The sequence below is a fragment of the Moraxella catarrhalis genome, assembly GCF_001632285.1.
GTDB lineage: Bacteria > Pseudomonadota > Gammaproteobacteria > Pseudomonadales > Moraxellaceae > Moraxella > Moraxella catarrhalis.
Genome location: NZ_LWAH01000001.1, coordinates 104,607 through 130,525 on the forward strand (window position 1 = coordinate 104,607; position 25,919 = coordinate 130,525).

General features: G+C 42.7%; 19 protein-coding genes. 14 read left to right on the forward strand and 5 right to left on the reverse strand.

Translation table 11 applies throughout. The features are described from left to right. Positions 1 to 140: 140 nt before the first annotated feature. The 5 genes from A4U55_RS00455 (at position 141) to sstT (ending at position 4,302) form a co-directional block, all read left to right on the forward strand. A complete protein-coding gene (locus A4U55_RS00455) occupies positions 141 to 734 on the forward strand; it encodes a YigZ family protein (protein ID WP_003670064.1) in 594 nt (197 codons plus the stop codon). A gap of 453 nt (positions 735 to 1,187) precedes the next feature. Next, complete coding sequence (locus A4U55_RS00460; RefSeq protein ID WP_003663364.1) at positions 1,188 to 1,514, forward strand: TraR/DksA family transcriptional regulator; 327 nt, start codon at positions 1,188 to 1,190, stop codon at positions 1,512 to 1,514. Continuing rightward, complete coding sequence (locus A4U55_RS00465) at positions 1,514 to 2,410, forward strand: pseudouridine synthase (protein ID WP_063453884.1); 897 nt, start codon at positions 1,514 to 1,516, stop codon at positions 2,408 to 2,410. Before A4U55_RS00460 ends, A4U55_RS00465 begins: the two co-directional genes overlap by 1 nt. Positions 2,411 to 2,747: 337 nt before the next feature. Further along, positions 2,748 to 3,041 carry a hypothetical protein gene (locus tag A4U55_RS00470; RefSeq protein WP_003662127.1) on the forward strand — a complete coding sequence of 98 codons (294 nt, stop codon included), beginning with the start codon at positions 2,748 to 2,750 and terminating at the stop codon, positions 3,039 to 3,041. Positions 3,042 to 3,090: 49 nt separating this feature from the next. Further along, positions 3,091 to 4,302: a serine/threonine transporter SstT gene (gene sstT, locus A4U55_RS00475; RefSeq protein ID WP_003667317.1), complete on the forward strand. Its 1,212-nt coding sequence runs from the start codon at positions 3,091 to 3,093 to the stop codon at positions 4,300 to 4,302. A 90-nt stretch (positions 4,303 to 4,392) separates the two neighbouring features. On the opposite strand, the gene A4U55_RS00480 is transcribed toward sstT, so the two are convergent. Together A4U55_RS00480 and ompR are read right to left on the reverse strand one after the other, a co-directional pair. Beyond that, positions 4,393 to 5,397: a CobW family GTP-binding protein gene (locus tag A4U55_RS00480; protein ID WP_003662122.1), complete on the reverse strand. Its 1,005-nt coding sequence runs from the start codon at positions 5,395 to 5,397 to the stop codon at positions 4,393 to 4,395. 66 nt (positions 5,398 to 5,463) lie between these two features. Next, positions 5,464 to 6,198, reverse strand: a complete 735-nt coding sequence (gene ompR / locus A4U55_RS00485) for an osmolarity response regulator transcription factor OmpR (RefSeq protein WP_003662120.1) — start codon at positions 6,196 to 6,198, stop codon at positions 5,464 to 5,466. A 262-nt stretch (positions 6,199 to 6,460) separates the two neighbouring features. On the opposite strand from ompR, the gene A4U55_RS00490 reads away from it, so the two are divergent. Further along, on the forward strand, positions 6,461 to 8,827 hold the full coding sequence (locus tag A4U55_RS00490) for a helix-hairpin-helix domain-containing protein (RefSeq protein ID WP_003663367.1): 2,367 nt from the start codon (positions 6,461 to 6,463) through the stop codon (positions 8,825 to 8,827). Between the two features lie 60 nt (positions 8,828 to 8,887). Here the strand turns inward: A4U55_RS00490 and copM are convergent, their stop codons facing one another. Next, positions 8,888 to 9,586, reverse strand: coding sequence for a CopM family metallochaperone (gene copM, locus A4U55_RS00495; RefSeq protein ID WP_003662116.1), 699 nt, complete (start codon positions 9,584 to 9,586; stop codon positions 8,888 to 8,890). Between the two features lie 207 nt (positions 9,587 to 9,793). Beyond that, a complete protein-coding gene (gene gltA / locus A4U55_RS00500) occupies positions 9,794 to 11,083 on the reverse strand; it encodes a citrate synthase (RefSeq protein ID WP_003661007.1) in 1,290 nt (429 codons plus the stop codon). An 801-nt stretch (positions 11,084 to 11,884) separates the two neighbouring features. On the opposite strand from gltA, the gene sdhC reads away from it, so the two are divergent. The 7 genes from sdhC (at position 11,885) to lpdA (ending at position 21,430) form a co-directional block, all read left to right on the forward strand. Then, positions 11,885 to 12,274, forward strand: coding sequence for a succinate dehydrogenase, cytochrome b556 subunit (sdhC, locus tag A4U55_RS00505; RefSeq protein WP_003661009.1), 390 nt, complete (start codon positions 11,885 to 11,887; stop codon positions 12,272 to 12,274). Between the two features lie 17 nt (positions 12,275 to 12,291). Continuing rightward, on the forward strand, positions 12,292 to 12,627 hold the full coding sequence (gene sdhD / locus A4U55_RS00510; RefSeq protein WP_187286500.1) for a succinate dehydrogenase, hydrophobic membrane anchor protein: 336 nt from the start codon (positions 12,292 to 12,294) through the stop codon (positions 12,625 to 12,627). 58 nt (positions 12,628 to 12,685) lie between these two features. Next, positions 12,686 to 14,536: a succinate dehydrogenase flavoprotein subunit gene (gene sdhA / locus A4U55_RS00515; protein ID WP_063453885.1), complete on the forward strand. Its 1,851-nt coding sequence runs from the start codon at positions 12,686 to 12,688 to the stop codon at positions 14,534 to 14,536. A 70-nt stretch (positions 14,537 to 14,606) separates the two neighbouring features. Further along, complete coding sequence (locus A4U55_RS00520) at positions 14,607 to 15,317, forward strand: succinate dehydrogenase iron-sulfur subunit (protein WP_003661014.1); 711 nt, start codon at positions 14,607 to 14,609, stop codon at positions 15,315 to 15,317. A 387-nt stretch (positions 15,318 to 15,704) separates the two neighbouring features. After that, entirely contained in the window at positions 15,705 to 18,560 is a 2,856-nt protein-coding gene (locus A4U55_RS00525; RefSeq protein WP_063453886.1) for a 2-oxoglutarate dehydrogenase E1 component, read from the forward strand. 93 nt (positions 18,561 to 18,653) lie between these two features. Continuing rightward, positions 18,654 to 19,892 carry a 2-oxoglutarate dehydrogenase complex dihydrolipoyllysine-residue succinyltransferase gene (gene odhB, locus A4U55_RS00530; RefSeq protein WP_003666545.1) on the forward strand — a complete coding sequence of 413 codons (1,239 nt, stop codon included), beginning with the start codon at positions 18,654 to 18,656 and terminating at the stop codon, positions 19,890 to 19,892. An 89-nt stretch (positions 19,893 to 19,981) separates the two neighbouring features. After that, positions 19,982 to 21,430: a dihydrolipoyl dehydrogenase gene (lpdA, locus tag A4U55_RS00535; RefSeq protein WP_063453887.1), complete on the forward strand. Its 1,449-nt coding sequence runs from the start codon at positions 19,982 to 19,984 to the stop codon at positions 21,428 to 21,430. A gap of 200 nt (positions 21,431 to 21,630) precedes the next feature. On the opposite strand, the gene A4U55_RS00540 is transcribed toward lpdA, so the two are convergent. After that, the gene (locus A4U55_RS00540; protein WP_003661021.1) at positions 21,631 to 22,401 is read right to left on the reverse strand and encodes a hypothetical protein; all 771 of its coding nucleotides are present in this window, start codon (positions 22,399 to 22,401) and stop codon (positions 21,631 to 21,633) included. Between the two features lie 590 nt (positions 22,402 to 22,991). On the opposite strand from A4U55_RS00540, the gene A4U55_RS00545 reads away from it, so the two are divergent. Continuing rightward, a complete protein-coding gene (locus tag A4U55_RS00545) occupies positions 22,992 to 25,733 on the forward strand; it encodes a TonB-dependent receptor (RefSeq protein ID WP_063453888.1) in 2,742 nt (913 codons plus the stop codon). Positions 25,734 to 25,919: the final 186 nt, after the last annotated feature.

The following is a 25,919-nucleotide window of genomic DNA, read 5'->3' on the forward strand; positions in this document are numbered from 1 at the left end:
AACTGTGTGGGTTTAATTTGCCTGATTTTAGCACATTTTGATTGGTATCTTTGTAGTTTTGATGTTGGCTAAGATTTCGCCAAATTGTACAAAAGGGCAAAATATGGGAAAATGGCGTATCATTGTATGGAAGATAGGTTGTGACTTACCAAACTTTAAGTAAGCCGTGTGAGGCAATATACGAAATCAAAAAAAGCGAATTTTTGGCTTTTGCTTATCCCATTAGTACTCGTGAGCAGGCAATGAGCCATGTACAAAATTTGCGTACCCGCTATCTAGATGCCCGCCATCATTGTTATGGCTATATTATCGGAAATCCGCACAATACCACCAGTGCAGGTTTTGATGATGATGGCGAACCCAATGGCACAGCAGGCAGACCGATTTTAAGCGTCTTACAACATAAGGCAATTGGTAATTGTATTATCATTGTCGTGCGTTATTTTGGCGGTATTAAACTTGGTGCTGGTGGTCTGACCCGAGCCTATGCAGCAGCAGCTCAGATGGCGGTAGATAAGATGGTATTAAAAGCATTTATCGCCTATCAGATTGTCAAGTTAAAAATAAGTTTTGCACATGAAGCACAAGTGCGTTATTTGATTCATCAAGTCGGTGGTCGTATTTTGAAGGTTGACTATAAAACGGATGTGCGTATGACGATTGAAGTTGAGCAAAAAGTTCTAGAGACTTTTGTAGAGAGCTTGGGCGTTTATGCAATCGTTGAGCAAACTTAGATGAGCATAAACACCAATCACAAAAAACCACAAGTTTTGGCTTGTGGTTTTTTGTACGCAATCATTGCATATTTCCCTATGGTTATCCTTGTAACAGCCATGCTATCCTAGCGTTGGTACTTACCTGTACCTATTATCCTTTGCTGTTGGGCTATATTATGCCCAAATTTATTAGGTTAAAATAGTGGCAAATGTCATCAATGTTTGTAAGATATTGCTTACAAAATTGGTATGGGTTTTAATCATTTAAAAACTTTATGATTTGGCAGAGTTTGGTATGGTTATTTTAATCAATTTTCATCAAAATTACAGATAATAGGCTTGATTTATCCATTTTCATCAGTGAAATGGGGTGAAAAATCTAACCAACTATTGCCTTTTGTGATGAATTCATGAATAATGAAAGCGTAAAGAAAATTAAAAATTTGTTTTATACCAACGCTGGGGGTTACCATGCAAAATCTTGATGCTTACAAACAAGACTTATTAGCACTCAAAAAAGAATATCAATCAAGAATTGATAAAATCAGCGATCATATCTCAAACCCCAAAGACCAGCTCCAGCAGCACTGGGATGATCAAGCAGTTGCTGCCAGTCGTGATGAAATGCGTAAGGCATTATTGATTGAGGCCGAGCAAGGACTGACACAGGTCAATGGTGCATTACGCCGTATTGAGCAAGGAGAATACGGCAGCTGTGTTGAATGTGGTGAACCGATTAACGAAAACCGCCTAAAAACTGTGCCTTATACGCCTTATTGTATTCATCATGCGTCTTAATGATGCGTCAGGGCATCTCACCAAGCAAACTGTATTTACCTAAGATAAAAGATGCACCATTGACAATTTTTGAGTATGTGTGCAAAAAATTTCATCATATCGGTACAGCAGTTTGGCAAAAGCGATTTAATGATGGACTGGTCAAAGATATTGATGGCAGGGTGCTTGACTTAAATAGCCCCTATCAGCATGGTATGACCATCACTTACTATCGCCATCTTTGCGATGAGGTTGTTGTACCGTTTGAGCATCACATCATTTATGAAGACCAAACACTGCTGGTGGTGGATAAACCGCATTTTTTGATGGTATCACCAGCAGGTGGCTATGTGCAACAAACACTACTAACACGCCTAAAACAAACCACAGGCAATCCCCATCTTTCACCCGCACATCGCTTGGATAAACAGACGGCTGGGCTGATGATTTTTACCAAGACTTGTGAATCACGCCGTGCTTATCAATCACTGTTTAACGACAGACAAATCAATAAAATTTATCACGCCATCGCACCGATGACTCAGGCACATCAATTCCCTTTACAAGTCTCGCTGCCCTTGGTGCGAGGTGAGCCGTTTTATACCATGGCGGTTGGTATCGGCGAGCCTAATACACATACTGATATTGATATCTTAGCGGTCAGTGAAGATGGCAAATGGGCAAAATATGAGCTAAAACCAACAACGGGCAAGCTGCATCAGCTCAGAGTGCACCTAAATTATTTGGGCATACCCATCGCCCACGATAGTTTTTATCCAAAAGTGATGCATTGTGCTAAGGATGATTTTGATAAACCATTACAGCTTTTGGCTAAGCACTTATCATTCACCGACCCTATTACCAACAAACCCATGGCATTTGAATCTGGTTTTGAGCTGGATTTTTCTAAAGTTTGATAAGCTTTTGGGCTTTGATAAAGAATATGCCTACAGCAAAACAAAAATTTGTTACATCCACTTAAAAACATACTTACCATTTTCTTAAGTATAGTCATAAAAAGGCAAATCAGGTATTACTTACTCGGATTGCATTTAATCTGATTTATGTCAATAAGGATAATAAATTATCTGTTAAACGCAGTAAAACATAAGAAGTTTATCAATAAAAACAACATAAACTGGTGAGATATTTATTAAGAGATAAACTTTTTTGTAACAAATACAAACCAGTGACTTGACTGGTCTTTTTGTTTTGGTTTATGTTATATCTTTTATGGTTTGGGTGGGCAGATACATGGACATCAGTAAAAAAGACAGAATAGCTTTGGTCATCACGATTCTTTTAATTGTGTTTGGTGTTATAAGTGAGGAATTCATTTTTGTTGTACTTTTCTTTATTCTCATTTATTGGGGAGTACGGATTATTAAAAATAACATCTCTTTTATTAACTTTGATAGACGAGACAGGGCTGAAGAAATGCCTGACTCACTGGCTAATGAATTGGCTAAGCTGGCTTATCTTAGACAAACAGGTGTTATTACTGAAGATGAGTTTTTATTCTGTAAAAGTAAGCTGTTAGACCAGTAAGAATTAATCAAAGCACGATGAATAGATTCTTGTCATTTTAGGAGTGATTATGCGTTCAATTGTAGATGCTTATTTGCGTCTGGGTTTGGTGCCACTGATTGTGTTGGCACTGGTGATTGGGACGATAATTGGGGTGGTTGCCCCATCTTTTGGCTTAAGTTTGGGTATTTTGGGCTCAATTTTTGTAGGTGCACTTAAGGCAGTTGCACCAATACTGGTGTTTGTGTTGGTATTGGCAGCGGTTTCAAATCAGCGTATCGGTGCAGACAGTCGTATTAAACCGATTATTTTTCTTTATTTGGTGGGTACATTTTCGGCAGCATTGGTCGCTGTAGGTGCAAGTTTTATGTTCCCAACAGAACTGGTCTTAAATAATATCGAAAGCATTGAGCAAGCTGCACCCCAAAGCTTGCGTGAAGTTTTAACCAATCTTGTGATGAATTTGGTTGCCAACCCTGTGGCATCATTGGCCAATGCCAATTATATGGGGATTTTGACTTGGGCGGTGCTGATTGGTCTTGCGCTTCGCCATGTCACAGAGACCACTTTGCACGTGGTGTCAGATTTGGGTATGGCGGTAACCAGTGTGGTTAAATGGATTATTGCGTTGGCACCGTTTGGGATTTTGGGTCTGGTGGCGTCAACTGTGGCAGAAACTGGTATTCAAGCACTGGTGGGCTATGCACGATTATTGGCGGTACTGGTCGGCTCGATGCTGTTTATTGCTTTGGTGATAAATCCCATCATCGTTGCGGTGATGACACGCAAAAATCCTTATCCTTTAGTATTCACCTGCTTGCGTGAGTCTGGTGTGACGGCATTTTTTACACGCTCATCAGCAGCGAATATCCCTGTAAATATGAACCTTGCACGCAAATTGGGTCTAAGCGAAGATACTTATTCGGTAAGTATTCCTTTGGGTTCGGCGATTAATATGGCGGGTGCTGCGATTACCATTAATATTTTAACCTTAGCGGCAGCACACACTTTAGGGATTGAGGTTAGCTTTGGTGCAGCGGTACTGTTGGCGATTGTCGGCAGTTTGTCAGCGTGTGGCGCTTCTGGCGTGGCGGGCGGATCGCTTTTATTGATTCCTTTGGCGTGTAATTTATTTAACATTCCAAATGATATCGCCATGCAAGTGGTTGCTATCGGCTTTATCATCGGCGTGGTACAAGACTCTGCCGAAACGGCACTTAATTCATCGACTGATGTGCTATTTACAGCAGCGGCAGATCCAAAATACGCCCATTATGGCTAATGATATCAATACTTAAAATGCCTTGCTGATGCAAGGTATTTTTTTGCTCGTTATTAATTTTGCTTGTTATTAAGTAGTGTCATGCACAGTTTACGCCAAATCCATCAATTCACGATCCCAAACTTGCCAACAGTCATCATCTTTGGCATTTTTTTCCTCAAATATCAGCTCAATCTTACTGTGATCTCGGGCGGTGGTGTCTGTGATATTGATACTCTCGGGGGTAATATTGATTAAAAGCCAGCCTTCTAAAGTATGCACAACCCCCTTGATGCGTAAATAATTCGGACGAGATAACAGCCACTTTTGTAGATGATAACTATCAAATTGCCATGTGCTAGGCAGTCGCCACCCGCCCACTTGATGTGCTGCTCGTCGCTCATGATACCGATAAGGTAAATCATTTAACTCCTTGGCAGTTTTGTCGGTGGCTTGAGTTATCATTGAGTTTGACGCTGTCAAACGAATCCGCCAAGTCGTCTTTTGAGCGTTATGTGGCGTGGTTAATAATATTTCAGCAATTTCTTGGTTTAAAGGTGCCTCATCGATGATGACAGCATGCTCATTGATGCTTTTGATCCACGCTCTTAAAGCCTGCCGTTCATGATCTGTGAGTGTATCATGGCGATTGATGGCAACAATATCAGCGTGACGCACATGGGCAATATAGCCATCATGAGTGCGATATTTTTCTTGTTGCCACTGAGGTGCGCTGAGTACACAGATGACGGCATTGAGCGTAAGCGTGGTTTGCCAATGTGGTTCAGACAGCTGATCTAACAGCTCATTGGGGTGTGCAAGCCCTGTCGGCTCAATAATTAGGCGATCAGGATGATGCTCATTAATGAGCCTGACAAGTGCAACTTGCAAGGGCAGTTGACCTGTGCAACAGATGCAACCGCCATTAACTTCCTTGATGGCGATGTCATCATCGGTCACAAGCGCACTGTCTATACCAATTTGACCAAATTCATTCAGCAGTAGCGCCCATCTTTGGTGGGATTTATGAGTAATTAGGGCGTTGATGAGCGTGGTTTTGCCAGCACCAAGAAAGCCTGTAACAAGCGTGGTTGGAATTTGATGAATCGGTCTCATGGTTATTTTGACTTATCAATGAAATAAAGATGGGACGAAACTGTCCCATTATGGCATATGTGCTAATCAGCCTTCAGCACCATCTGGCACAAATACATAGCCCACGCCCCAAACCGTCTGGATATAGCGAGCTTGAGAAGGATTGTCTTCGATCAATCTGCGTAGGCGAGATACCTGAACATCAATAGAACGCTCCATCGCACCCCACTCACGACCACGCGCAAGATTCATGAGCTTATCACGAGTCAAAGGCTCTCTTGGATGCTGAACCAAAGCTTTTAAAACACTAAACTCACCAGTAGTTAAGGTAACGACATTACCATCTCGTTTGAGAGTGCGTGTGGATAAATCCAGTGTCCAAGGTCCAAACTCTACCACTTCTACTTGTTGGCTTGGGGCGCCTGGCAGTTCTCTATTTTGGCGACGCAATACCGCTTTGATACGTGCAAGCAGCTCTTTTGGGTTAAACGGTTTTGGCAAATAGTCATCAGCACCTGCTTCAAGTCCTGCAATGCGATCCGCATCAGAGCCTTTGGCGGTGAGCATGATGATGGGAATGCTTGAATTTTCTGCACGCAGACGCTTACAAATTGCGATGCCATCTTCGTCAGGGAGCATTAAATCTAAAACAATCAAAGAAAACATCTCACGCGCGATGAGTTTATCCATCTGCTTACCATCATGTGCAACACGCACCACATAACCATCATCTTCCAAAAAGCGTTGCAACAGTGTTCGTAGCCGAGCATCGTCATCTACCACCAAAATACGGTGCGTCATCGTATCTAATATGTCTGTCATATCATCTTCCTTATCATCATATACCGACTGTATCAAGTCGGCTCAATAGTCTTAGTGTACAATATTGCACAGTAAAATGTCACTAGTTTTATGTTAATTTTCTTTGAGATTTGGTCAAGACTGCCTGAAAGTTTTGATGGTATTTTAAAGGATATTTTAAAGGCTGTCGGTAGACTTTGAGCGCTGGGCTTTGGTGTTTTGAGTGAAAGTTGGTATAATAGGTAAACATTTCCTGCCAATCGGCGTAATTAAAAGAATCCTTATGACCAACACAACGACTGATACCGACATTCAAATCGACCATCAAGCCATTTATGCCAAACTTGCTGCAACGCATGCCATCAAAAGCACTCAGGTTGAAGCATTTGCTAGACTTTATGATGAAGGGGCAAGCGTTCCTTTTATTGCTCGCTATCGCAAAGAGCATACTGGCGGCCTAGATGATGAGATTTTGCGTGAACTTGAAAAATCACTCATCATTGAGCGAGATTTGGCAGCACGCCGCCAAAAAATCCTAGGTTTGTTGGCCGCTCAAAATGTTATGACGGATGAGCTTGCTGAACGGGTGAATACCGCCTCAACCAAGCTTGAGCTTGAAGAGATTTATCAGCCTTATCGTCCACGCCGTCGCTCTGTGGCTGCACGCGCAAAATTGGCAGGACTTGAACCAATTGCACATGCTGTTTTGGCAGGTCAAAGCCCAGCAGAAGCACTTGAGGGTTATGTATCACCTGAGACGCTGACCGATGATAAAGGCGAAACTTTCGAGGCTGATTTTGGTGATTTTGATAAACAAATCGTCGGCATTCAGGCGATTATTTTGGATGAATGGGCGACAGCATTGGACTTATTGGACAAGGTACGCACTGGATTTAATGCCACGGCAAGCATTCGCTCTGAATTAATCGGTGAAGAAAAGCGTGAAGTGGGCGAAAAATTCAAAGACTATTTTGAGCATACCGAACCATTTGCCAAGCTATCAAATCACCGCCTGCTTGCTATGTTGCGTGGGCGTCAACAAAATGTATTGGTGTTACATGTTGATGGTGAAGATGAACCATTTATTGAGATGATCATGCGTCATTTTGAGATTGACCCAAAAGCTGCTAATGGTGAATTTTTGACCGAGACCGCCAAAAAACTTTGGCTGGTTAAGTGGCGTTCACAGATTGAGCACCGCCTCTTAACCGAGCGTCGCTTGGCAGCAGAGGCGGATGCCATCGCTGTTTTTGCAGAGAATCTCAAGCATCTACTTATGGTTGCTCCAACGGGCCGTAAGGCGATTTTGGGGGTGGATCCGGGCTATAGTCATGGCGTCAAGATGGCGGTGATTGATGGCATGGGTGAGGTGTTGGCAACTGATACGGTCTATCCTTTTAAGCCGCACCATAAACTGGCCGAAGCCAAAGATCGCATTGAGACGCTGATTAAGACGCATCAGGTTGAATTGGTCGCTATTGGTAATGGTACTGCCAGCCGAGAAAGTGAAGAGCTGGTGAAATCAATCATTCGTGAAGCTTCTTTATCTACTCAGGCATTGGTGGTCTCAGAGGCGGGTGCATCGGTTTATTCAGCCAGCGAGATCGCCTCCCAAGAGTTGCCTGATTTGGATGTATCGGTGCGTGGTGCTGTGTCGATTGCACGCCGCTTACAAGATCCGTTATCAGAATTGGTCAAGGTTGAGCCAAAAGCGATCGGCGTCGGTCAGTATCAGCACGATGTCAATCAAACTGAGCTTGAAAGCAGTTTAGACAAGGTAACCGAAGACTGTGTCAATGCGGTGGGGGTAGATGTCAATACCGCAAGCCCTGCAATTTTAGCTCATATCTCAGGGCTTAATAAAAATGTTGCCCAACAAATTGTTGAGTATCGTCGTGCACATGGTGCTTTTACTAACCGTGAAGCACTAAAAAATGTACCACGCTTGGGCGTCAAAACTTTTGAGCAAGCGGCAGGGTTTTTGCGTATCAAAGAGGGTGATGAACCACTGGACGCTACTGGTGTCCACCCTGAAAGCTACGGATTGGTATATGAAATTTTAACTCAGCATGGTAAATCACTAGATGAGGTGTTGGGCAATGAGAGCTTGACCAAAGCGCTTAATGACAGTTCGGATAATTTTAGCCAATTGGCAACGGTTTTAAATGAGCTTGCCAAACCTGCACATGACCCTCGTGGAGAGTTTCGTACTGCCAAGTTTCGTGATGATGTTAATGAAATCAAAGACTTAAAAGTAGGCATGACCCTTGAGGGCGTCGTGACCAATGTGACCGCCTTTGGCTGTTTTGTCGATGTTGGCGTGCATCAAGATGGCTTAGTGCATATCTCAGAGCTGTCAGATGGTTTTGTGGCCAACCCTGCTGATGTTGTTAAGCCTCAAGATATTGTTACAGTTCGGGTTATTTCGGTGGATGAAGTGCGTGGGCGTATTGGCTTTAGTATGAAATCTGAAAAATCTGCCAAAGCTAATCAGTCAGCCAAGGCGGATAAAGCAGACAAATCGGCAAATCATAAGCCCAAAGCAGATCGCAAACCTGCTCGCCAAGACAAACCAAAATCTACCGCCAAACCTGCCAAAACGATGGGCAGCTTTGGTGCGCTGTTACAGCAGGCAGGATTGGGTAAATAATTCGCTCATCTGACTTGCCAAGCCCATCAAGCGTGATTGCTTGATGGGTTTTTTGTTTGATTATTGGCTGATACCACGACTGCCGAGCCACTGTTTCATCAGTGCAATCTCTGGGTTTTGGGCGTCGATGATGTCTTGGGCAAGCTTACGCATGGCGGCATCTTTGCCGTATTTTAGCTCGATCTGTGCCATCTGTATCGCCCCTTGGTGATGCGGAATCATCCCTTGGGCAAAGGCGATGTCAGCATCTTCGTGATGTACCCCTGTCATCATCGCATCATGTATACTCATGTCGCTAAGATAGGCTTTGGCGTGCTCGCTATTGGCATCGATGGCATCTTTATCTTGGGCGGTGGTCAGCCAATTTTGCATAAATTCAATCTCGGTTTGTTGTGTATCGATGATGTCTTGGGCAAGCTTACGCATGGCGGCATCTTTGCCGTATTTTAGCTCGATCTGTGCCATCTGTATCGCCCCTTGGTGATGCGGGATCATCCCTTCAACGAAAGCGACATCGGCATGAGCTTTGGTGGCAGCTGCCATCATCGCATCGTGCATGGTGTTCATCGACTGCATGTACTCGCTGGTGTGTGCAGCCATCGGCATGCTGGTATCGTGATGGGCGTGTGCTGCGTGCTGCGTCTCTTGTGCATTTTGTGTGCTTAGTGCAGCTGTTTGCTCAGTGCCAGCGGTGGGCTGACTACAAGCACTCAAGGCAGTAGCAAAAGCGATGGCAAGCAGAGGTTTGTTGATGATCATGTCAGGCTCCTTGGTGGTGATTGATCGTATTATTATAAACCCATGCTTTTGGGTAGGACCAGTATTTGTGTGTAACACTTTCTTGCTAGGATTTACACTCTGGCGATTTGGTCAGTATGGTGCTAGGGATGATGATATCTATAACACAAAAAATTTCCCCAAGCGATCACTTGGGGAAATTTTTATAGTAAATCCGTATGAAGCGGATTATTTACGTTTGTCCACAGGTACGAACTCACGATGCGTCTCGCCAGTGTAACGCTGGCGTGGACGACCGATTTTAAAAGACTCTGAGTGCATTTCTGTCCAGTGAGCAATCCAGCCAGCAGTACGCGCCAAGGCAAAGATTACGGTAAACATTGAGGTTGGGATACCGATGGCTTTTAGGATGATGCCAGAGTAGAAGTCAACATTTGGATAGAGTTTACGCTCAACAAAATACGGATCTTCTAGGGCGATTTTTTCAAGTTTCATCGCAAGCTCGAGTTTAGGATCATTGATGCCCAAAGCGCCCAAAACCTCATCACATGTCTCTTTCATGACTTTGGCGCGTGGATCAAAGTTGCGATAGACACGATGACCAAAGCCCATTAATTTGACTTCTTTACGCTTAACTTTTTCCATAAATTCTTCGACATGTTCAACAGAGCCGATTTCATCAAGCATCTCAAGAACAGCTTCGTTAGCACCGCCATGCGATGGTCCCCAAAGTGCTACGATACCCGCTGCGATACATGCGTATGGGTTGGCACCTGTTGAGCCTGCCAAGCGTACGGTAGAAGTGGATGCGTTTTGTTCGTGGTCAGCGTGTAGGGTAAAGATTTTATCCATCGCTTTGACAAGCACAGGATTGACTTTATAATCTGGCTCACCTGGTGTGGCAAACATCATATACAAGAAGTTTTCAGCATAGCTAAAATCTTTGCGTGGATACATGAATGGCTCGCCGATTGAGTATTTATAGCTCATCGCAGCAAGGGTTGGTACTTTTGCAATCAAATCCACGGCAGTATTGTCACGATGCTCAGCATCGGAGATATCCAAATGGTTGTGATAGAACGCTGACAGTGCGCCCACCACGCCAACCATGATTGCCATTGGGTGAGCATCACGGCGGAAACCCTCAAAGAATTTACGCAACTGATCGTGTACAGACATATGATCAGAGATGCGTTGATAAAATGCTTGTTTTTGTTCGGCGTTGGGCAAATCGCCGTATAATAACGCATAACAAACTTCTAAATACTCAGCCTTGGATGCTAAGTCGTCAATGGCATAGCCACGATGTAAAAGCTCGCCTTTTTCACCATCAATAAAAGTGATGGCAGATTCTACTGGTGCAGTCGCCATAAAGCCAGGATCATAAGTCCATAAACCTGCTTTGGCAACAGCACTAATGTCCAGTACTGGACGACCCAAAGTGCTCTCCAGCACGGGCATGTCGTATTCGGTACCGTCAACGGTAAGAGTAACTTTCTTTGACATAATTGACCTCATCTATGGTTAAAATCATCTGAAAACCTTGTATTGTACATGACAACAGTCACCATACTTCCTTGTGGGTGCTAGCACCATATAAGATACAAATACAATCAGATGAATAATTTCACACAAATTGGCTAAGCCATTAGCCCAAATCGTGTGGCGTCCTTGTTTTGTTATATATTCATATCTGCATGTAGGCACGATCAATAGTGAACCTTTTGGATAATACAAAATTGGATAATACAAAAACTTTGATAAAGTTACAAGACTTTTTCGTATCAAGAACAAAATTAGTGAACATTCACCCACTGGCTCAACTTGGATTTTAGGGGCAATTTGCTTACTTGGCAAGCAATTTTCAAAGCCTGACACTGTTTGTAACAATTAATTCACGCATTTGTGAGGTATTTTTTGGAAAAATTTCGGAAATTTTGCACAAAGTTTGGGATTTTGTTTGTAATTATTGAGTAAGCGTTTTATAATTTAGGTCATTTATGTTCGCATTTTTCTAAACGATAATCAATCGTAGTTATCAGAAAATTAAGCTTCTACCAATCAATTTTAATGATAAGTCGTTGTTGATAAGTACACATTGACTCTATAATAAGACCATGAAATTTTGATGGTTTGGTGATTGGTTATCGTGATAAGATTGTGCATTTTTTTGTGGTGCTCGCTGAAAAGCTCATGACCTGTGATGAGTTGTGAGAATTGATTGGGCGGTATTTTTTGCGTATTTACCTATGTATCTACTGCCCGATTGATAAGCCAGCCAGCTACTCCTTGCCATTTTTCGGCGTAAATTAGATAAGGATGCCCGCTGTGAAAAGCAACCGACCGATTAACCTACCATTAAGCCAAGTGATTGCGGTGAACTCAAAATCACCGATTGCTATGGCTTCTATTTTGCATCGTGTGTCAGGCATTGTGCTGTTTTTGCTTGTGCCTGTCATGTTGTGTATTCTTCAAACTTCATTATCATCAGCTGATAGTTTTGCTGCTGTATTTAACAATATCGCCCTGCGTTTTGTGGCATGGATTTTTGTGGCGGCAACCGCTTACCATTTTGTTATGGGTATCAAGCATTTGCTTGCTGATGCTGGCATGAATGAAGAGCTTAAATCTGGGCGTACTGCTGCGGTGATTAGTTTTGTAATCGCGGCTGTACTGATTGTCGCATCGTTTGTATGGGTGATGTTCTAATGAGAAATAATTCTGGTATTAAAAGTGCGACTGGCTTGACAGGTTCAGGTTCACGAGATTGGATTTTACAGCGTATTAGTGCGGTTGTCTTAGCAGTTTATAGCGTTGTTATGGTAGGCTTTTTCCTATTCAATGATGTGAATTTTGAAAGCTGGCAAGGCTTTATGCTAAGTCTACCAATGAAGCTATTTAGCTTGGTGGCGATTTTATCATTGGTATTTCACGCATGGGTGGGCATGTGGACGGTTTTGACGGATTATGTCAAATCATCAGGTTTGCGTTTGGTCATCCAATCTTTGGTCATTATCGCTGTTTTGGTCTATCTGTTTTGGGGCGTGATGATTTTTTGGTAATTAACCAAAGCTTCAACATACGAATACCAAATGCAATATGCAATCATTAGGAATTAACATGGCAACAAACCAAGATAACACAATTAATAATATCCCAACGCTAAACTTTGATGCCGTCATCGTTGGCGGTGGTGGTTCAGGCATGCGTGCGTCATTGCAATTAGTCAATGGTGGTATGAAAGTCGCTGTCATTACCAAAGTTTTCCCCACTCGCTCACATACCGTTGCAGCCCAAGGTGGTATCGGTGCATCTTTGGGTAATATGAGTCCTGATAACTGGCATTTTCATTTTTATGATACCGTCAAAGGCTCTGACTGGTTAGGTGACCAAGATGCCATTGAATATATGTGCCGTGAAGCACCTAAGGTCGTTTATGAGCTAGAACACATGGGCATGCCCTTTGACCGTAACGCAGATGGTACGATTTACCAGCGTCCATTTGGTGGTCACAGCTCAAATTATGGCGAAAAACCTGTGCCTCGTGCGTGTGCTGCCGCCGACCGTACAGGTCATGCGCTTTTGCATACCTTATACCAAAAAAATCTTGAAAAAGGCACACAGTTTTTTGTGGAGTGGATTGCGCTCGACTTGATTAAAGATGATGAAGGTAATATTAATGGCGTGATCGCCCTAGACCAAGAAACAGGTAATATTTCAGTTTTCCAAGCCAATACCACAGTATTAGCAACAGGTGGTGCAGGTCGTATCTTTAAAGCATCAACCAATGCTTATATTAATACAGGAGATGGCTTGGGCATGGCGGTGCGTGCTGGCATTCCTTTGCAGGACATGGAATTTTGGCAATTTCACCCAACAGGTGTGGCAGGAGCTGGCGTCCTATTGACCGAAGGCTGTCGTGGTGAGGGTGCAATTTTACGCAATAAGCATGGCGAAGCATTCATGGAGCGTTATGCCCCAACTCTAAAAGATTTGGCCCCTCGTGATTTCGTCTCTCGCTCTATGGACCAAGAGATTAAAGAGGGTCGTGGTTGTGGTCCCAATGGTGATTACATTGTCATGGACATGACGCACTTAGGTGCTGCTACGCTGATGAAGCGCTTGCCGTCAGTGTTTGAGATTAGCAAAAACTTTGGTAATGTGGATATTACCAAAGAACCTGTGCCTGTTGTGCCGACTATCCATTATATGATGGGTGGTATTCCAACCAACATTCACGGTCAGGTTACTGTACCAAACCTAGAAGGTCCTGTTGATGAGCAGGGTCTATATACCGAAGGCCGTATTGTTAAAGGTCTTTATGCCATTGGTGAGTGTGCGTGTGTATCTGTTCATGGTGCCAACCGCTTGGGTACTAACTCACTGCTTGATTTGGTGGTGTTTGGTCGTGCAGCAGGTCAGCACATCATTGATGAATTTAACCAAACGGGGCGTAATTATAAGCCGCTTAATCCACGGGTGCTAGATTTTACCCAGTCTCGTCTTGATAAGCTACAAAACTCTACCGAAGGCTACAATGCCCAAGAGGTTGCTGATGAGATTCGTAATACCATGCAGTCTCATGCTGGCGTGTTTCGTACTCAGGCACTGATGGATGAAGGTGTACAAAAAATCATGGCACTTGCCCCAAAAGTTGAGCAAATCCATTTGGCAGATAAATCAGCTGTCTTTAATACCGCCCGTATTGAGGCACTTGAGGTAGCAAACTTATATGAAGTTGCAAAAGCAACGATGATTTCTGCGTCACTGCGTCAAGAATGTCGTGGTGCACATATGGTGGTTGATTATGAGCATCCAGCAGATTATGAGCCAGCACCACTTGGCCGTAATGATAGCGAATGGATGAAGCACACACTTTGGTATTCAGAGGGTAATAAAGTTGTGTATAAGCCAGTTCGTAAGCAGCCATTGACGGTTGATTATTGTGTGCCGCGTGTTCGGACTTTCTAATCACCCTAAGCCAAATATCGGAGGGTTGGCGTGACGCCAATCCTATCCAAATTATTACTGGAGAAAAATCATGAGTCGAGGCACCCGTATCGTAGAGATTTATCGCTATGACCCAGACAAAGATAATGCCCCTTATATGCAGTCATATACCGTTGAATTACTAGATTCAGACCGTATGTTGCTTGATGTTTTACTTCGCCTAAAGCGTGAAGATGAAACCTTAACTTTCCGCCGCTCGTGCCGTGAGGGTATTTGTGGCTCTGATGGTATGAATATCAATGGCAAAAATGGTTTGGCATGCTTGATTAATATGAATACTTTGCCAAACAAAATCACCATCCGACCTTTACCAGGGTTGCCTGTGATTAAAGATTTGGTTGTGGATATGAACCAATTTTATGAACAGTATGAAAAAGTTCATCCATATTTAATTAATAACCAGCCTGCACCGCCTAAAGAGCGATTGCAATCACCAGAAGAGCGTGAAAAAATGAACGGTCTTTACGAGTGTATCTTGTGTGCGTGCTGTTCAACGGCTTGCCCATCATTTTGGTGGAATCCTGATAAATTCTTAGGCCCATCTGCATTATTAAATGGCTATCGTTTTATTATTGATAGTCGTGATACCGACACCCAAGCTCGTTTGGCTCGCTTAGATGACCCATTTAGCTTATTCCGTTGCCGTGGTATTATGAACTGTGTCAGCGTTTGCCCCAAGGGGTTAAACCCAACCAAAGCCATCGGTCATATTCGTAATATGCTTTTAGATCAAGCAGGATAATCAAACTTTAAGCATATTTTAAATCTATAAAAAGCCGTATCGCTGGGTGCGGCTTTTTATATTGGTATCACTAAGATCGCCATATCAGGGCATGCGTATCTTTGATAGTATTTTGATAAAATGAAATAAATCTTAATAATGTTATCCATTGTTGCATATAACACCAAAAATTAGCCTTGGTGATCGTAAGTTTATACTCAGGTAAAAGTATCTACGCTTTTTTGGCTTTATAAGGATAATTGTATTTTAGGGTAATTATCACCCTTGTTATCTTTATCCAAATGGCGTACACTATGCATACCTATGTGTCAGTTTTGATACAGATTGACAGCCATGGTTGTCAAGAGCATGGCACATCAACTTTTTTAATAAAATGGCGAAAAACGAATGACAAACAGTAGTAAAGATACGGTGGCCTTTGCAAACACCGAATTGGCGGCAGACAGTGCAGCCTATGTCGAAGCACTGTATGAACAATATATGGCAGACAGCCAAAGTGTGAGCAAAGAGTGGCAAGATTATTTTGCTACTTATCGTCAAGATGATGATGCACCACACAATGCAATCAAAGAGCAGTTTTTATTGTTGGCACGCAACCAATCAGGATTGACCGCAAAATCAAGCGACTCATCTGTCGAGCATCATCCTAAACAAATGGCGGTGCAGGCATTAATTTCTGCCTATCGTCGCCGTGGTCATCGCAAGGCAAATCTTGATCCATTGGGGCTACATCCGCGTCCAGAGGTTGAGGATTTGACTTTGGCATTTCATGGGTTGGCGGAGTCAGATTTGGACACCACATTTCCAACCAATGATTTGGCGATTGGGAAATCAGAAGCTAAATTGCGTGAAATTATCGAAATCTTAGAGCGTGTGTATTGCCAAAGCATTGGTTATGAATATATGCATGTTTTTCAGGGGGTTGAAAAGCGTTGGATTGAAAATTATATCGAGTCAAATCACGGTCATATCAAATTTGACAAAGATAAAAAATTAGAAATTCTAGAGCGTCTAACAGCGGCTGAAGGTTTGGAGAAATACTTAGCTCGTAAATATACAGGTGTCAAGCGTTTTGGCCTAGAAGGTGGCGAAAGCTTCATTCCTGCAGTGCATGAGATGGTACAACGCACAGGTGCTCATGGCTCAAAAGAGGTTGTCATTGGTATGGCACACCGTGGCCGTTTGAATCTTTTGGTCAATATTTTGGGCAAAAAACCAAGCGATTTGTTTGATGAATTTGATGGTAAAGTGCAGCCTGTTAATGGTTCAGGAGATGTGAAATATCACAATGGTTTTTCATCTAATGTCATGACACCAGGCGGTGAGATGCACTTGGCATTGGCATTTAACCCATCACACCTTGAGATTGTCTCTCCCGTGCTTCAAGGTTCGGTAAGAGCACGCCAAGCACGCCGTTCTGAAAAATATGGCTTACAAATTGATAACAGTACGGTTTTGCCTTTGGTGGTGCATGGAGATGCCGCACTGGCAGGTCAGGGTGTTAACCAAGAGACTTTCCAAATGTCTCAAACACGCGCCTATAAGACTGGCGGTACGGTTCATATTGTCATCAATAACCAAGTTGGCTTTACCACTTCTCGTATTGAAGACGCTCGCTCGACAGAGTATTGTACTGATGTTGCCAAAATGGTTCATGCACCGATTTTGCATGTCAATGGCGATGACCCTGAAGCGGTCGTATTTGCCTCTCAATTGGCTGTGGATTACCGCCGTGAATTTGGCAAAGATGTTATGCTAGATATTTTCTGTTATCGCCGTAATGGTCATAACGAATCTGACGAGCCATCTGCGACACAGCCTTTGATGTATGCAGTCATCAAAAAACTACCGACCACGCGTGCCCAATATGTTGAGCAATTGGTTCAAGAGGGTATCATCACTCATGAGCAGGGTGCCAAGCTTGAAGATGACTATCGTGAACTATTGGATCGTGGTGAGTTTGTTGCAGGCGGTTTGGTCAGCGAGCCAAATACTGAACTGTTCGTTGATTGGAAGCCTTATTTAGGTCACGATTTGCAAGACGACTGGGAAACGGGCGTCGATATCGAAAAGCTCAAATCCTATGGTCGTGCGATGGCAAAAATCCCTGAAGGGTTTACCCTGCAGCGTCAAGTGGCGAAAGTCGTTGAGCAGCGTTTGGCGATGCAAACTGGTGAAGAACCTCTTAACTGGGGCGCGGCTGAGACTTTGGCATATGCTAGCCTTGCTGCTGAAGGTTCATTGGTGCGTATTACAGGCGAGGATGTCGGTCGTGGCACATTCTCACATCGTCATTCAGAACTGTATAATATGAATGATGGCAGTATGTATATTCCTCTGCAACATATCACCAAAGACCAAGCACGCTTTGCCACTTATAATTCACTGCTATCAGAAGAGGCGGTATTGGCTTTTGAATATGGCTATGCCACCACAGTGCCGAATGCATTGATTATTTGGGAAGCACAGTTTGGCGACTTTGTGAACGGTGCACAGGTGGTGATCGATCAGTTTATTTCATCTGGCGAAACCAAATGGCAGCGTGTTTGTGGTTTGACGATGCTTTTACCTCATGGTTTTGAGGGTCAAGGTCCTGAGCATTCATCAGCGCGTCTGGAGCGTTTCTTGCAGCTGTGTGCTGAGGATAATATGCAGGTTATTACGCCAACAACGCCAGCACAGATTTTCCATGCCTTACGCCGTCAGGTAGTACGCCCAATCCGCAAACCATTGATTGTGATGTCGCCTAAGAGCTTGCTTAGACATCCACTTGCAACCTCTAATTTAGAAGAATTGGCATCGGGCAAATTTGAAACTGTCTTGCCTGAAATTGATTCAATCAATCATGAGCAGGTGACACGCTTGGTACTTTGTGGCGGTAAAGTGTATTATGATTTGCTCGATCAGCGTCGCAAACTGGGTCAAGAGCATATCGCTATTGTTCGTATTGAGCAGCTGTATCCGTTGCCTGAAGAACGCATCTTGGCTGAAATTGACAAGTATCCAAACTTAGAAGAAATCATGTGGGCACAAGAAGAGCCGCTGAATCAAGGTGCTTGGTATTACTTAGCACCTGAGCTATTCCGTATGGTAGTACCTGCACCAACGAAGGCAAAAATTATTACACCTTCGGCGCGTCCTGCCGCTGCTGCACCTGCGACAGGCTCACCAAAACTGCACACCGAACAACAAAAAGCTTTGATTGCTGAAGCCTTGGGTGTGACAGTGGAAGCCTTGAAGTAACATTCATTAGCCAAAGTGCCGTGTGCGTTTTGGCTAATAACATTTAGTATTTAAAATAACATATTTTGATTTATAAACTTGAAGGAGTTTATTATGGCTGAAATTAAAGCCCCTGTATTTCCAGAATCAGTACAAGATGGTACGATCGTTGAATGGCATGTTGCTGAAGGTGAAGCCGTTAGCCGTGACCAACTTTTGGCTGAAGTTGAGACTGATAAAGTAGTTTTGGAGATTGTTGCGCCTGACAATGGTGTGATTACCAGTATCGTTAAGAATGTGGATGATACCGTATTATCGGCAGAAGTGGTTGCAATTTTTGAGGCGGGTGCGTCAGCACCAGCAGGTGAAGCACCATCAAAAGATGGTGAGCTGTCAAAAGACGAAGCTGATAAAGGCACAACCATTGATCCAGCATCGGTTGCAGCACCAGTACAACCAAAAGATGAATCAGCAACATCAGAAGCTGAATATAAAGATCACAGCCCAGCAGTCAGAAAAGCCGCCAAAGAAACTGGCGTTAATCCTGCTGATGTTCAAGGCTCAGGGCGTGGCGGTCGGGTGACCAAATCTGATATGATTAACCCTACCCTAAAAGCTGATAACGGTCAAGTGATTGCCACAGCTGTTGGTCAGCGTATCGAAAAGCGTGAGCCGATGACTCGTCTGCGTAAGCGTATCGCTGAACGACTATTGTCAGCCACTCAAGAAACTGCGATGTTGACGACATTTAATGAAGTTAATATGAAGCCGTTGATGGATTTGCGTGCCAAATACAAAGATCGTTTTGAGAAGCGTCATGGCGTTAAACTTGGCTTTATGTCATTATTTGTTAAGGCTGCCACCGAAGCCTTGAAGCGTTTCCCAGCAGTGAATGCATCGATCGATGGTAGCGATATCATTTATCATGGTTATTATGATGTGGGTGTGGCGGTATCAAGCGATCGTGGCTTGGTTGTGCCTGTGCTGCGTGATACTGATCGCATGAGTATGGCAGATGTTGAGGCGGGCATTCGTGATTATGCAACTAAGGCGCGTGATGGTAAACTGAGCATTGAGGAGATGACTGGCGGTACATTTACCATTACCAATGGCGGTGTGTTTGGTTCATTGTTATCAACACCAATCATCAACCCACCACAAACTGCAATTTTGGGCATGCATGCAATCAATGAGCGTCCAATGGCAGTTGATGGCGAAGTTGTTATCCTACCGATGATGTATCTTGCGTTATCTTATGATCACCGTTTGATTGATGGCAAAGAAGCAGTTCAATTCCTAGTGACAATTAAGGAGTTGATTGAAGATCCATCAATGCTACTACTTGACCTATAAGGTTTGACAGATGGTTTTTGCAAAGGATTGTTGGAGGCGTTCTGACAATTCTTTGTGTGTTTTTAACATAGAGAAAAAAAGAGAATATGATGAAAAATTCTTATGATTTAGTTGTAATTGGTGGCGGTCCTGGTGGCTATGAAGCAGCGATTCGTGGGGCACAGCTGGGCTTTAGTGTTGCTTGTATCGAAAAGCGTGTACATAAAGGCGAACCTGCTCTTGGTGGTACTTGCCTAAATGTGGGCTGTATCCCATCAAAAGCCTTACTTGACAGTTCGCATCGCTTTGAGGCGACCAAGCATGAATTGACTGACCACGGTATCACAACAGGTGATGTTAATATTGACATTGCCAAGATGCTTGAGCGTAAAGACAGCATTGTCAAGGGGCTAACCCAAGGCGTGGCAGGTCTTTTGAAGGGTAATGGCGTTGACTGGTTACAAGGCTGGGGTACATTGGTCGATGGTAAAGGTGCTGAAAAACAAGTAAAATTTACACCACTTGAGGGCGATGAAAGTATCATTACTGCCAAATATGTGATTCTAGCGGCAGGCTCTGTCCCAATTGAGATTCCTGTTGCCAAAACTGATGGCGAGTATATCGTTGACTCAACAGGTGCGTTGGAATTTGCTGAGGTTCCGAAGCGTTTGGGTGTGATTGGTGCTGGTGTGATTGGGCTTGAGCTTGGCTCGGTTTGGCGTCGTTTGGGTGCAGAGGTTGTGGTTTATGAAGCCATGCCAGAATTTTTGGCAGTCGCTGACAAAGACATCTCAAAAGAAGCAGCGAAGCTACTTAAAAAACAAGGCCTTGATATCCGTGTTGATACCAAAGTGACAGGTGCTGAGGTAAAAGATGGTCAAGTGATCGTAACCACTGATGTTAAAGGTGAAACTCAAACAGATACCTTTGATAAGCTCATTGTGTGCGTAGGTCGTCGTGCTTATAGTGAAAAGCTGTTGGCAGAAAATTGTGGCATTGAGCTTACCGAGCGTGGTTTGGTAGCGGTTGATGACCAATGTAAAACCAACCTAGACGGCGTTTATGCTATCGGTGATTTGGTTCGTGGTCCGATGCTTGCCCACAAAGCGATGGAAGAGGGCATGATGTCTGTTGAACGCATTCATGGCGAAAAAGCCCAAGTCAACTATGACACCATCATCAGTGTGATTTATACCCATCCTGAGATTGCGTGGGTAGGTCTGTCTGAGCAAGCTGCCACCGAACAAGGTTATGAAGTGAAAACAGGCTCATTTAGCTTATCTGCCAATGGTCGTGCATTAGCACAAGGTGAGGGCGTTGGCTTGATTAAAGTGGTGGCTGATGCCAAAACTGACCGTTTATTGGGTATGCATGCTGTATCAGTTGGTGCAGGTGATATTGTCCACCAAGGCATGATTGCCATGGAATTTGTTTCTAGTATCGAAGATCTGCAGCTGATGACCTTTGCTCATCCGACGGTTTCTGAGGCGGTACATGAAGCTGCTTTATCGGCAGATGGCAGAGCCATTCATGCCATTCAACGCAAAAAGCGTAAGTAATCTTAAGATAGCTTAGCTTTGATTGGACAAACACCCCAAAATATTTTGGGGTGTTTTTATTTGGGGTAAATAATCACTTGGATAAAAAATGATTGATGATAGCTCGTTTGATTAACTTTGGCGATGATTTGCTAAAATCACCGCTTCTGTATTTACAAAGGCTGAAACTCAATCTGTCTAGATAAGGTTGTAATTATAGTTTACTTGATATATTCAAACTCTACTTTACCATCAGGCGTAAATAAGCACTTAGCGGTATAAGGTAGCTCAGCCCCAAAATCATTCTTAGCGGTAAATTTAGTCGTAACAATGACATTACCATGGGTTTTTGATTTTTGAACACTTGTGTCTAATAGTTTAAAATCAACGCTATCTGGATATTTAGCATCTCGTTTTACCATTTCTCGGCATTCTGATAATGCAACTTTATCAGATATTGCTTGCTCGGACTGAGATTTAAGCTCTTTATTTAAATCTTTATCTGATACAAAAAATCTTTCACCATTAGCACAATCCACAAAAACAACAATTTCTTGTTTTGGAATACTTTTTGCGTCTGATAGAGCTATAAAACTAATGCTATCACACGCATTATCAGAATTGGCAATTTTATCAGCCGCTGCCCTTTCGTGTGCTTCTAGTCTTTCAATCCAATCACTGCCCCATTTTTGGTATACTTTGGGGTAGTTTTCTTTGTCGTATTCTGTAAAAGCGTGTTCAGATATGGGCTTACTAACGACAGGCTTTGCTTTAGGCCCGTTGTTAGCCTTTGCTTCAGCTTTTGGCCCAGTCTCTTGCTTAGTCTTTTGATTGGTTGCTTGCTGAGGGGCTTGCTCGGTTTTCTGCTCGTCTGTTTGCTCAACTTCTTTCTTGGTTTCTTGTTCAGGCGTTTCAATGATGGTGGCAAGTACCACCATAATACCAAAAAATACAGCAAATATAATACCAAGGCGTTTTAAGAACTTTTTCATAACACACCTTACTGACATGCTTTTTTGGATGCACTGATTGAGCCATCTTTACAGATGAATTTTCCACCGCTGCAGTGGCTAATTCCGCCCTTTTTGCCGCTACAAGTAGTATTTTTGCCATCACAGGCGTGGACGATAGGGCTAATGCAGTTGCTACGACGCTTAAAATAGCAATAAACTTAATCATAATAATTCTCTTTTTGGTTAATTTTTACTTATTATAAACAAGTTTGTAAGAATTAGGCAATAATTATTACAAATATCACCATTGATAATATATTATTAAAAAAATTTATAGCTTAACGCTATTTTTACATACGCATAACCAAATCTTGTTTTTTTATTGCCCAAAACTTATTTGGTCAAATGTTTGTGAGTTTGTGAACAATGGTCAATGCTTCTCATCTTTATGGCAAATAGTCAATAAAGGTAAATATGATCTCATTTGCATTGGTAGATGGTAGGATTAATATTAAAGTGTTCTAATCAGATGCTCAAGTATCTTTTCTTATTAAATCATTGTTATTTTTTAAATATGCTATATAATAATGTGCTTTATTTAATTATGTTATATCATAACCGAGGGTATCATGATAAAAAAACCACTTGTTTGTGCGATATCGGCCACCTTTGCGATGCCAGCGGTAGCAGATAATACCAAGCTGGGTGAAGAGCCAACCACCACCTTAAAGGGTGTATTGGTAAGCTCACAAACGAACCAAAATACAGGTTTTGTATCTAATGATTCAAAACAATCCAGTGATCTTACGCTTTCAAAAGATAAATTAAAATATCGTTCGGCAACCTTGGGCAATGCGTTAAGTGGTGAGCTTGGTATTCATAGTAACCCTTTTGGTGGCGGTTCATCTGCACCTGTTGTGCGAGGGCAAGAGGGTGTGCGTCTTAAGATTTTACAAAATGGAACTGATGTGATTGATGTGTCATCAATATCGCCTGATCATGTTGTGGCGACCGATACACTTTTAGCGTCTAAAGTTGAGCTTGTTCGTGGTGCTGATACGCTGTTATATGGCTTGGCATCGCCAGCTGGTGTGATTAATGTTGTTGATGACCGTATCCCGAATCGTATGCCTAGTGGTGCTATCCATGACAAAATCGAAGGCGAGACGATGCTTCGATATAACACAAACAACCATGAAAAGCTTGCAACTGCAGGGGTGAGCTTTGGGGTAGGAGATCGCATTGCGGTTCGGGTGGAGGGCTTAAAGCGAGAGGCTGATGACTATCAAGTTCCCCATTTTCAGGCAGATCGCATGTTAGATTATGTGCCAGGTAGTGCAAATAACTCTACCGTTGGCATGATTGGCGTGTCTTATATTCATGATAATGGGCATATCGGTGCTTCTTATAGCCACCGTAAAGATCGTTATGGTATCCCAGGGCATATCCACTGCGACAGCCAACGAGAGCATTTTATCAAATGGCATAATATCACAAAATCCAATTATTATTTACCTATTTATCCTCATTTGATGGAAGATTCAGATATTGATGACAATCCTCATACGCATTGCCGCCACAACCACGAAGACCATATCGGTGAGCATAATCCCACGGGCGTGCCCATCAATCATGAACATCATTCGCCTTGGATTGATATGAAAACCGATCGCTACGACATTCGTGGCGAGGTATATCGGCCTATTCAAGGTTTGGATAAAATTAAGCTAAGCTTAACTTATGCAGATTATTATCATGATGAAAAAGATGCTGGCAATGAGCAAGACCCAAACAATCACAAACCTTCTGAGCGTGATACAACAGTGGATAAGGGTCATGCCAGCTCTATTTTTACAAAAAAAGGCGTTAATGGTCGCTTGGAGTTATATCATACACCGACCAAACGCTTATCTGGGGTATTGGGTATTGGGTATCAAACCCAAAAATCTGCAGCAGGAGAGGCGTATTTGCCAAGCTATTTTCAATCAGAAGCAGAATGGCAAAAAGCCCAAAGTCAAAACATTAACCAATATCGTCCTTACTTATTAGTTCCAAATACCAATAAAAGCCTTGGTATTTTTGGACTTGAGCAACTAAAGCTAAATCAAATGACTTTTAAGGTGGCGATGCGTCATGAAAGACAAAAAACACCAATTGAATATGACCAGCATTTACTTGACCATGCTTTGCAGTATTTTTTAAGTAAAGCACAGCTAAAAGCACCTGATCATCCTGATTTGACGACATATAAACAACATGCCACCTCTTATGCTGGTAGTGCCTTATGGGATATTACGCCAAATCATCGATTGTCATTGACCTACTCACATAACGAACGCATTCCATCACCGATGGAGCTGTATTATCAAGGAGGGCATTTGGCGACCAGCTCTTTTGAGCATGGCAATAAAAACTTGGTCAAAGAAAAATCGGATAATTATGAGCTGGGTTTTATGCATACAGCAGATAAAGTCAGCTATAAAGCAAGCACTTACTATAGCAATTTTGATAACTATATTTTTAATGAGACCATTGCCAAAGAAGGCAATTTATACATCAGACGCTATAATCAGACGACGGCTAAGTTTTATGGTGTGGAGGGTTCATTAACTTACCAGCCAAATGCCAATCACAGTGTGATGTTTTTTGGTGATATGGTGCAAGGTAAAATTGGTGCATTATCTGATATTAAAGGTAAGCTTGTGTATGCTGGCAGAAAGTGGGTTTATTTTGATGATGATATCAAGGATATGACCGTTGATGATAATGGTGATTATGATGCTGATAGTGGATTGACTTGTGCCTTAAAAACGCCTGAACAGTGGGGGCAAATTAACGATAATAATGATTGTAGTACAACCATTAATGTCTATAAAAACGGTACAACAACCTCAGGCGAGGAGGATTATGACCGTTTGGCACGAAATCCAACTTACGCACCCAGAGTACCGCCCAGCCGTTTGGGCATTCGTTGGCAAGGGTATTTTGGTGATCATTGGTCTGCCAATGCAGAATTTAACCATGTGTTTGCACAAAATAAAGTTGCCACCTCAACGGTTGCCATTAAACCTCAATTCAAGCAGCCAGAAGGTTGCCAACGCCATGAGAGTCATTGCCGAATCAGCGACTATGGCAGTGATAACAACCCTTTGATGATGCAGCCAAGATATATCACAGAAAACAAAACGGCAGGATATAATTTGCTCAATGTTGGCTTAGATTATAACAATGCATATCGTAATGTTGATTATACGCTGTCAATTCGTGCGAATAATTTACTTAATGAACAAATCTACATTCACAACTCATTTTTGCCGTTTGTACCGCAGATGGGGCGTAATCTGACTTTAGGTTTGACGGCTAAATTTTGATAGTACATCGACCATAGCTTCAAATACATTTGATATCAAGGACGATATCAAATGTATTTGACCAAAGAAGGGCGTTATCTTGATAAAAGTTGGGCGAATGGTGATTGGTCATCAGATTTGGCAGTTGGTGAATGCGTGTCATCATAAAATGGCTGACATCTTAGGCGTCTGAATGAAACCTTAAAT

Excerpts from the sequence above, each read along its gene's own strand:
- A4U55_RS00460 (WP_003663364.1), top strand. The coding sequence starts at position 1,188 with ATGCAAAATCTTGATGCTTACAAACAAGACTTATTAGCACTCAAAAAA.
- A4U55_RS00465 (WP_063453884.1), top strand. The coding sequence starts at position 1,514 with ATGATGCGTCAGGGCATCTCACCAAGCAAACTGTATTTACCTAAGATA.
- A4U55_RS00470 (WP_003662127.1), top strand. The coding sequence starts at position 2,748 with ATGGACATCAGTAAAAAAGACAGAATAGCTTTGGTCATCACGATTCTT.
- sstT (WP_003667317.1), top strand. The coding sequence starts at position 3,091 with ATGCGTTCAATTGTAGATGCTTATTTGCGTCTGGGTTTGGTGCCACTG.
- A4U55_RS00480 (WP_003662122.1), bottom strand. The coding sequence starts at position 5,397 with ATGAGACCGATTCATCAAATTCCAACCACGCTTGTTACAGGCTTTCTT.
- ompR (WP_003662120.1), bottom strand. The coding sequence starts at position 6,198 with ATGACAGACATATTAGATACGATGACGCACCGTATTTTGGTGGTAGAT.
- A4U55_RS00490 (WP_003663367.1), top strand. The coding sequence starts at position 6,461 with ATGACCAACACAACGACTGATACCGACATTCAAATCGACCATCAAGCC.
- copM (WP_003662116.1), bottom strand. The coding sequence starts at position 9,586 with ATGATCATCAACAAACCTCTGCTTGCCATCGCTTTTGCTACTGCCTTG.
- gltA (WP_003661007.1), bottom strand. The coding sequence starts at position 11,083 with ATGAGGTCAATTATGTCAAAGAAAGTTACTCTTACCGTTGACGGTACC.
- sdhC (WP_003661009.1), top strand. The coding sequence starts at position 11,885 with ATGCCCGCTGTGAAAAGCAACCGACCGATTAACCTACCATTAAGCCAA.
- sdhA (WP_063453885.1), top strand. The coding sequence starts at position 12,686 with ATGGCAACAAACCAAGATAACACAATTAATAATATCCCAACGCTAAAC.
- A4U55_RS00520 (WP_003661014.1), top strand. The coding sequence starts at position 14,607 with ATGAGTCGAGGCACCCGTATCGTAGAGATTTATCGCTATGACCCAGAC.
- A4U55_RS00525 (WP_063453886.1), top strand. The coding sequence starts at position 15,705 with ATGACAAACAGTAGTAAAGATACGGTGGCCTTTGCAAACACCGAATTG.
- odhB (WP_003666545.1), top strand. The coding sequence starts at position 18,654 with ATGGCTGAAATTAAAGCCCCTGTATTTCCAGAATCAGTACAAGATGGT.
- lpdA (WP_063453887.1), top strand. The coding sequence starts at position 19,982 with ATGAAAAATTCTTATGATTTAGTTGTAATTGGTGGCGGTCCTGGTGGC.
- A4U55_RS00540 (WP_003661021.1), bottom strand. The coding sequence starts at position 22,401 with ATGAAAAAGTTCTTAAAACGCCTTGGTATTATATTTGCTGTATTTTTT.
- A4U55_RS00545 (WP_063453888.1), top strand. The coding sequence starts at position 22,992 with ATGATAAAAAAACCACTTGTTTGTGCGATATCGGCCACCTTTGCGATG.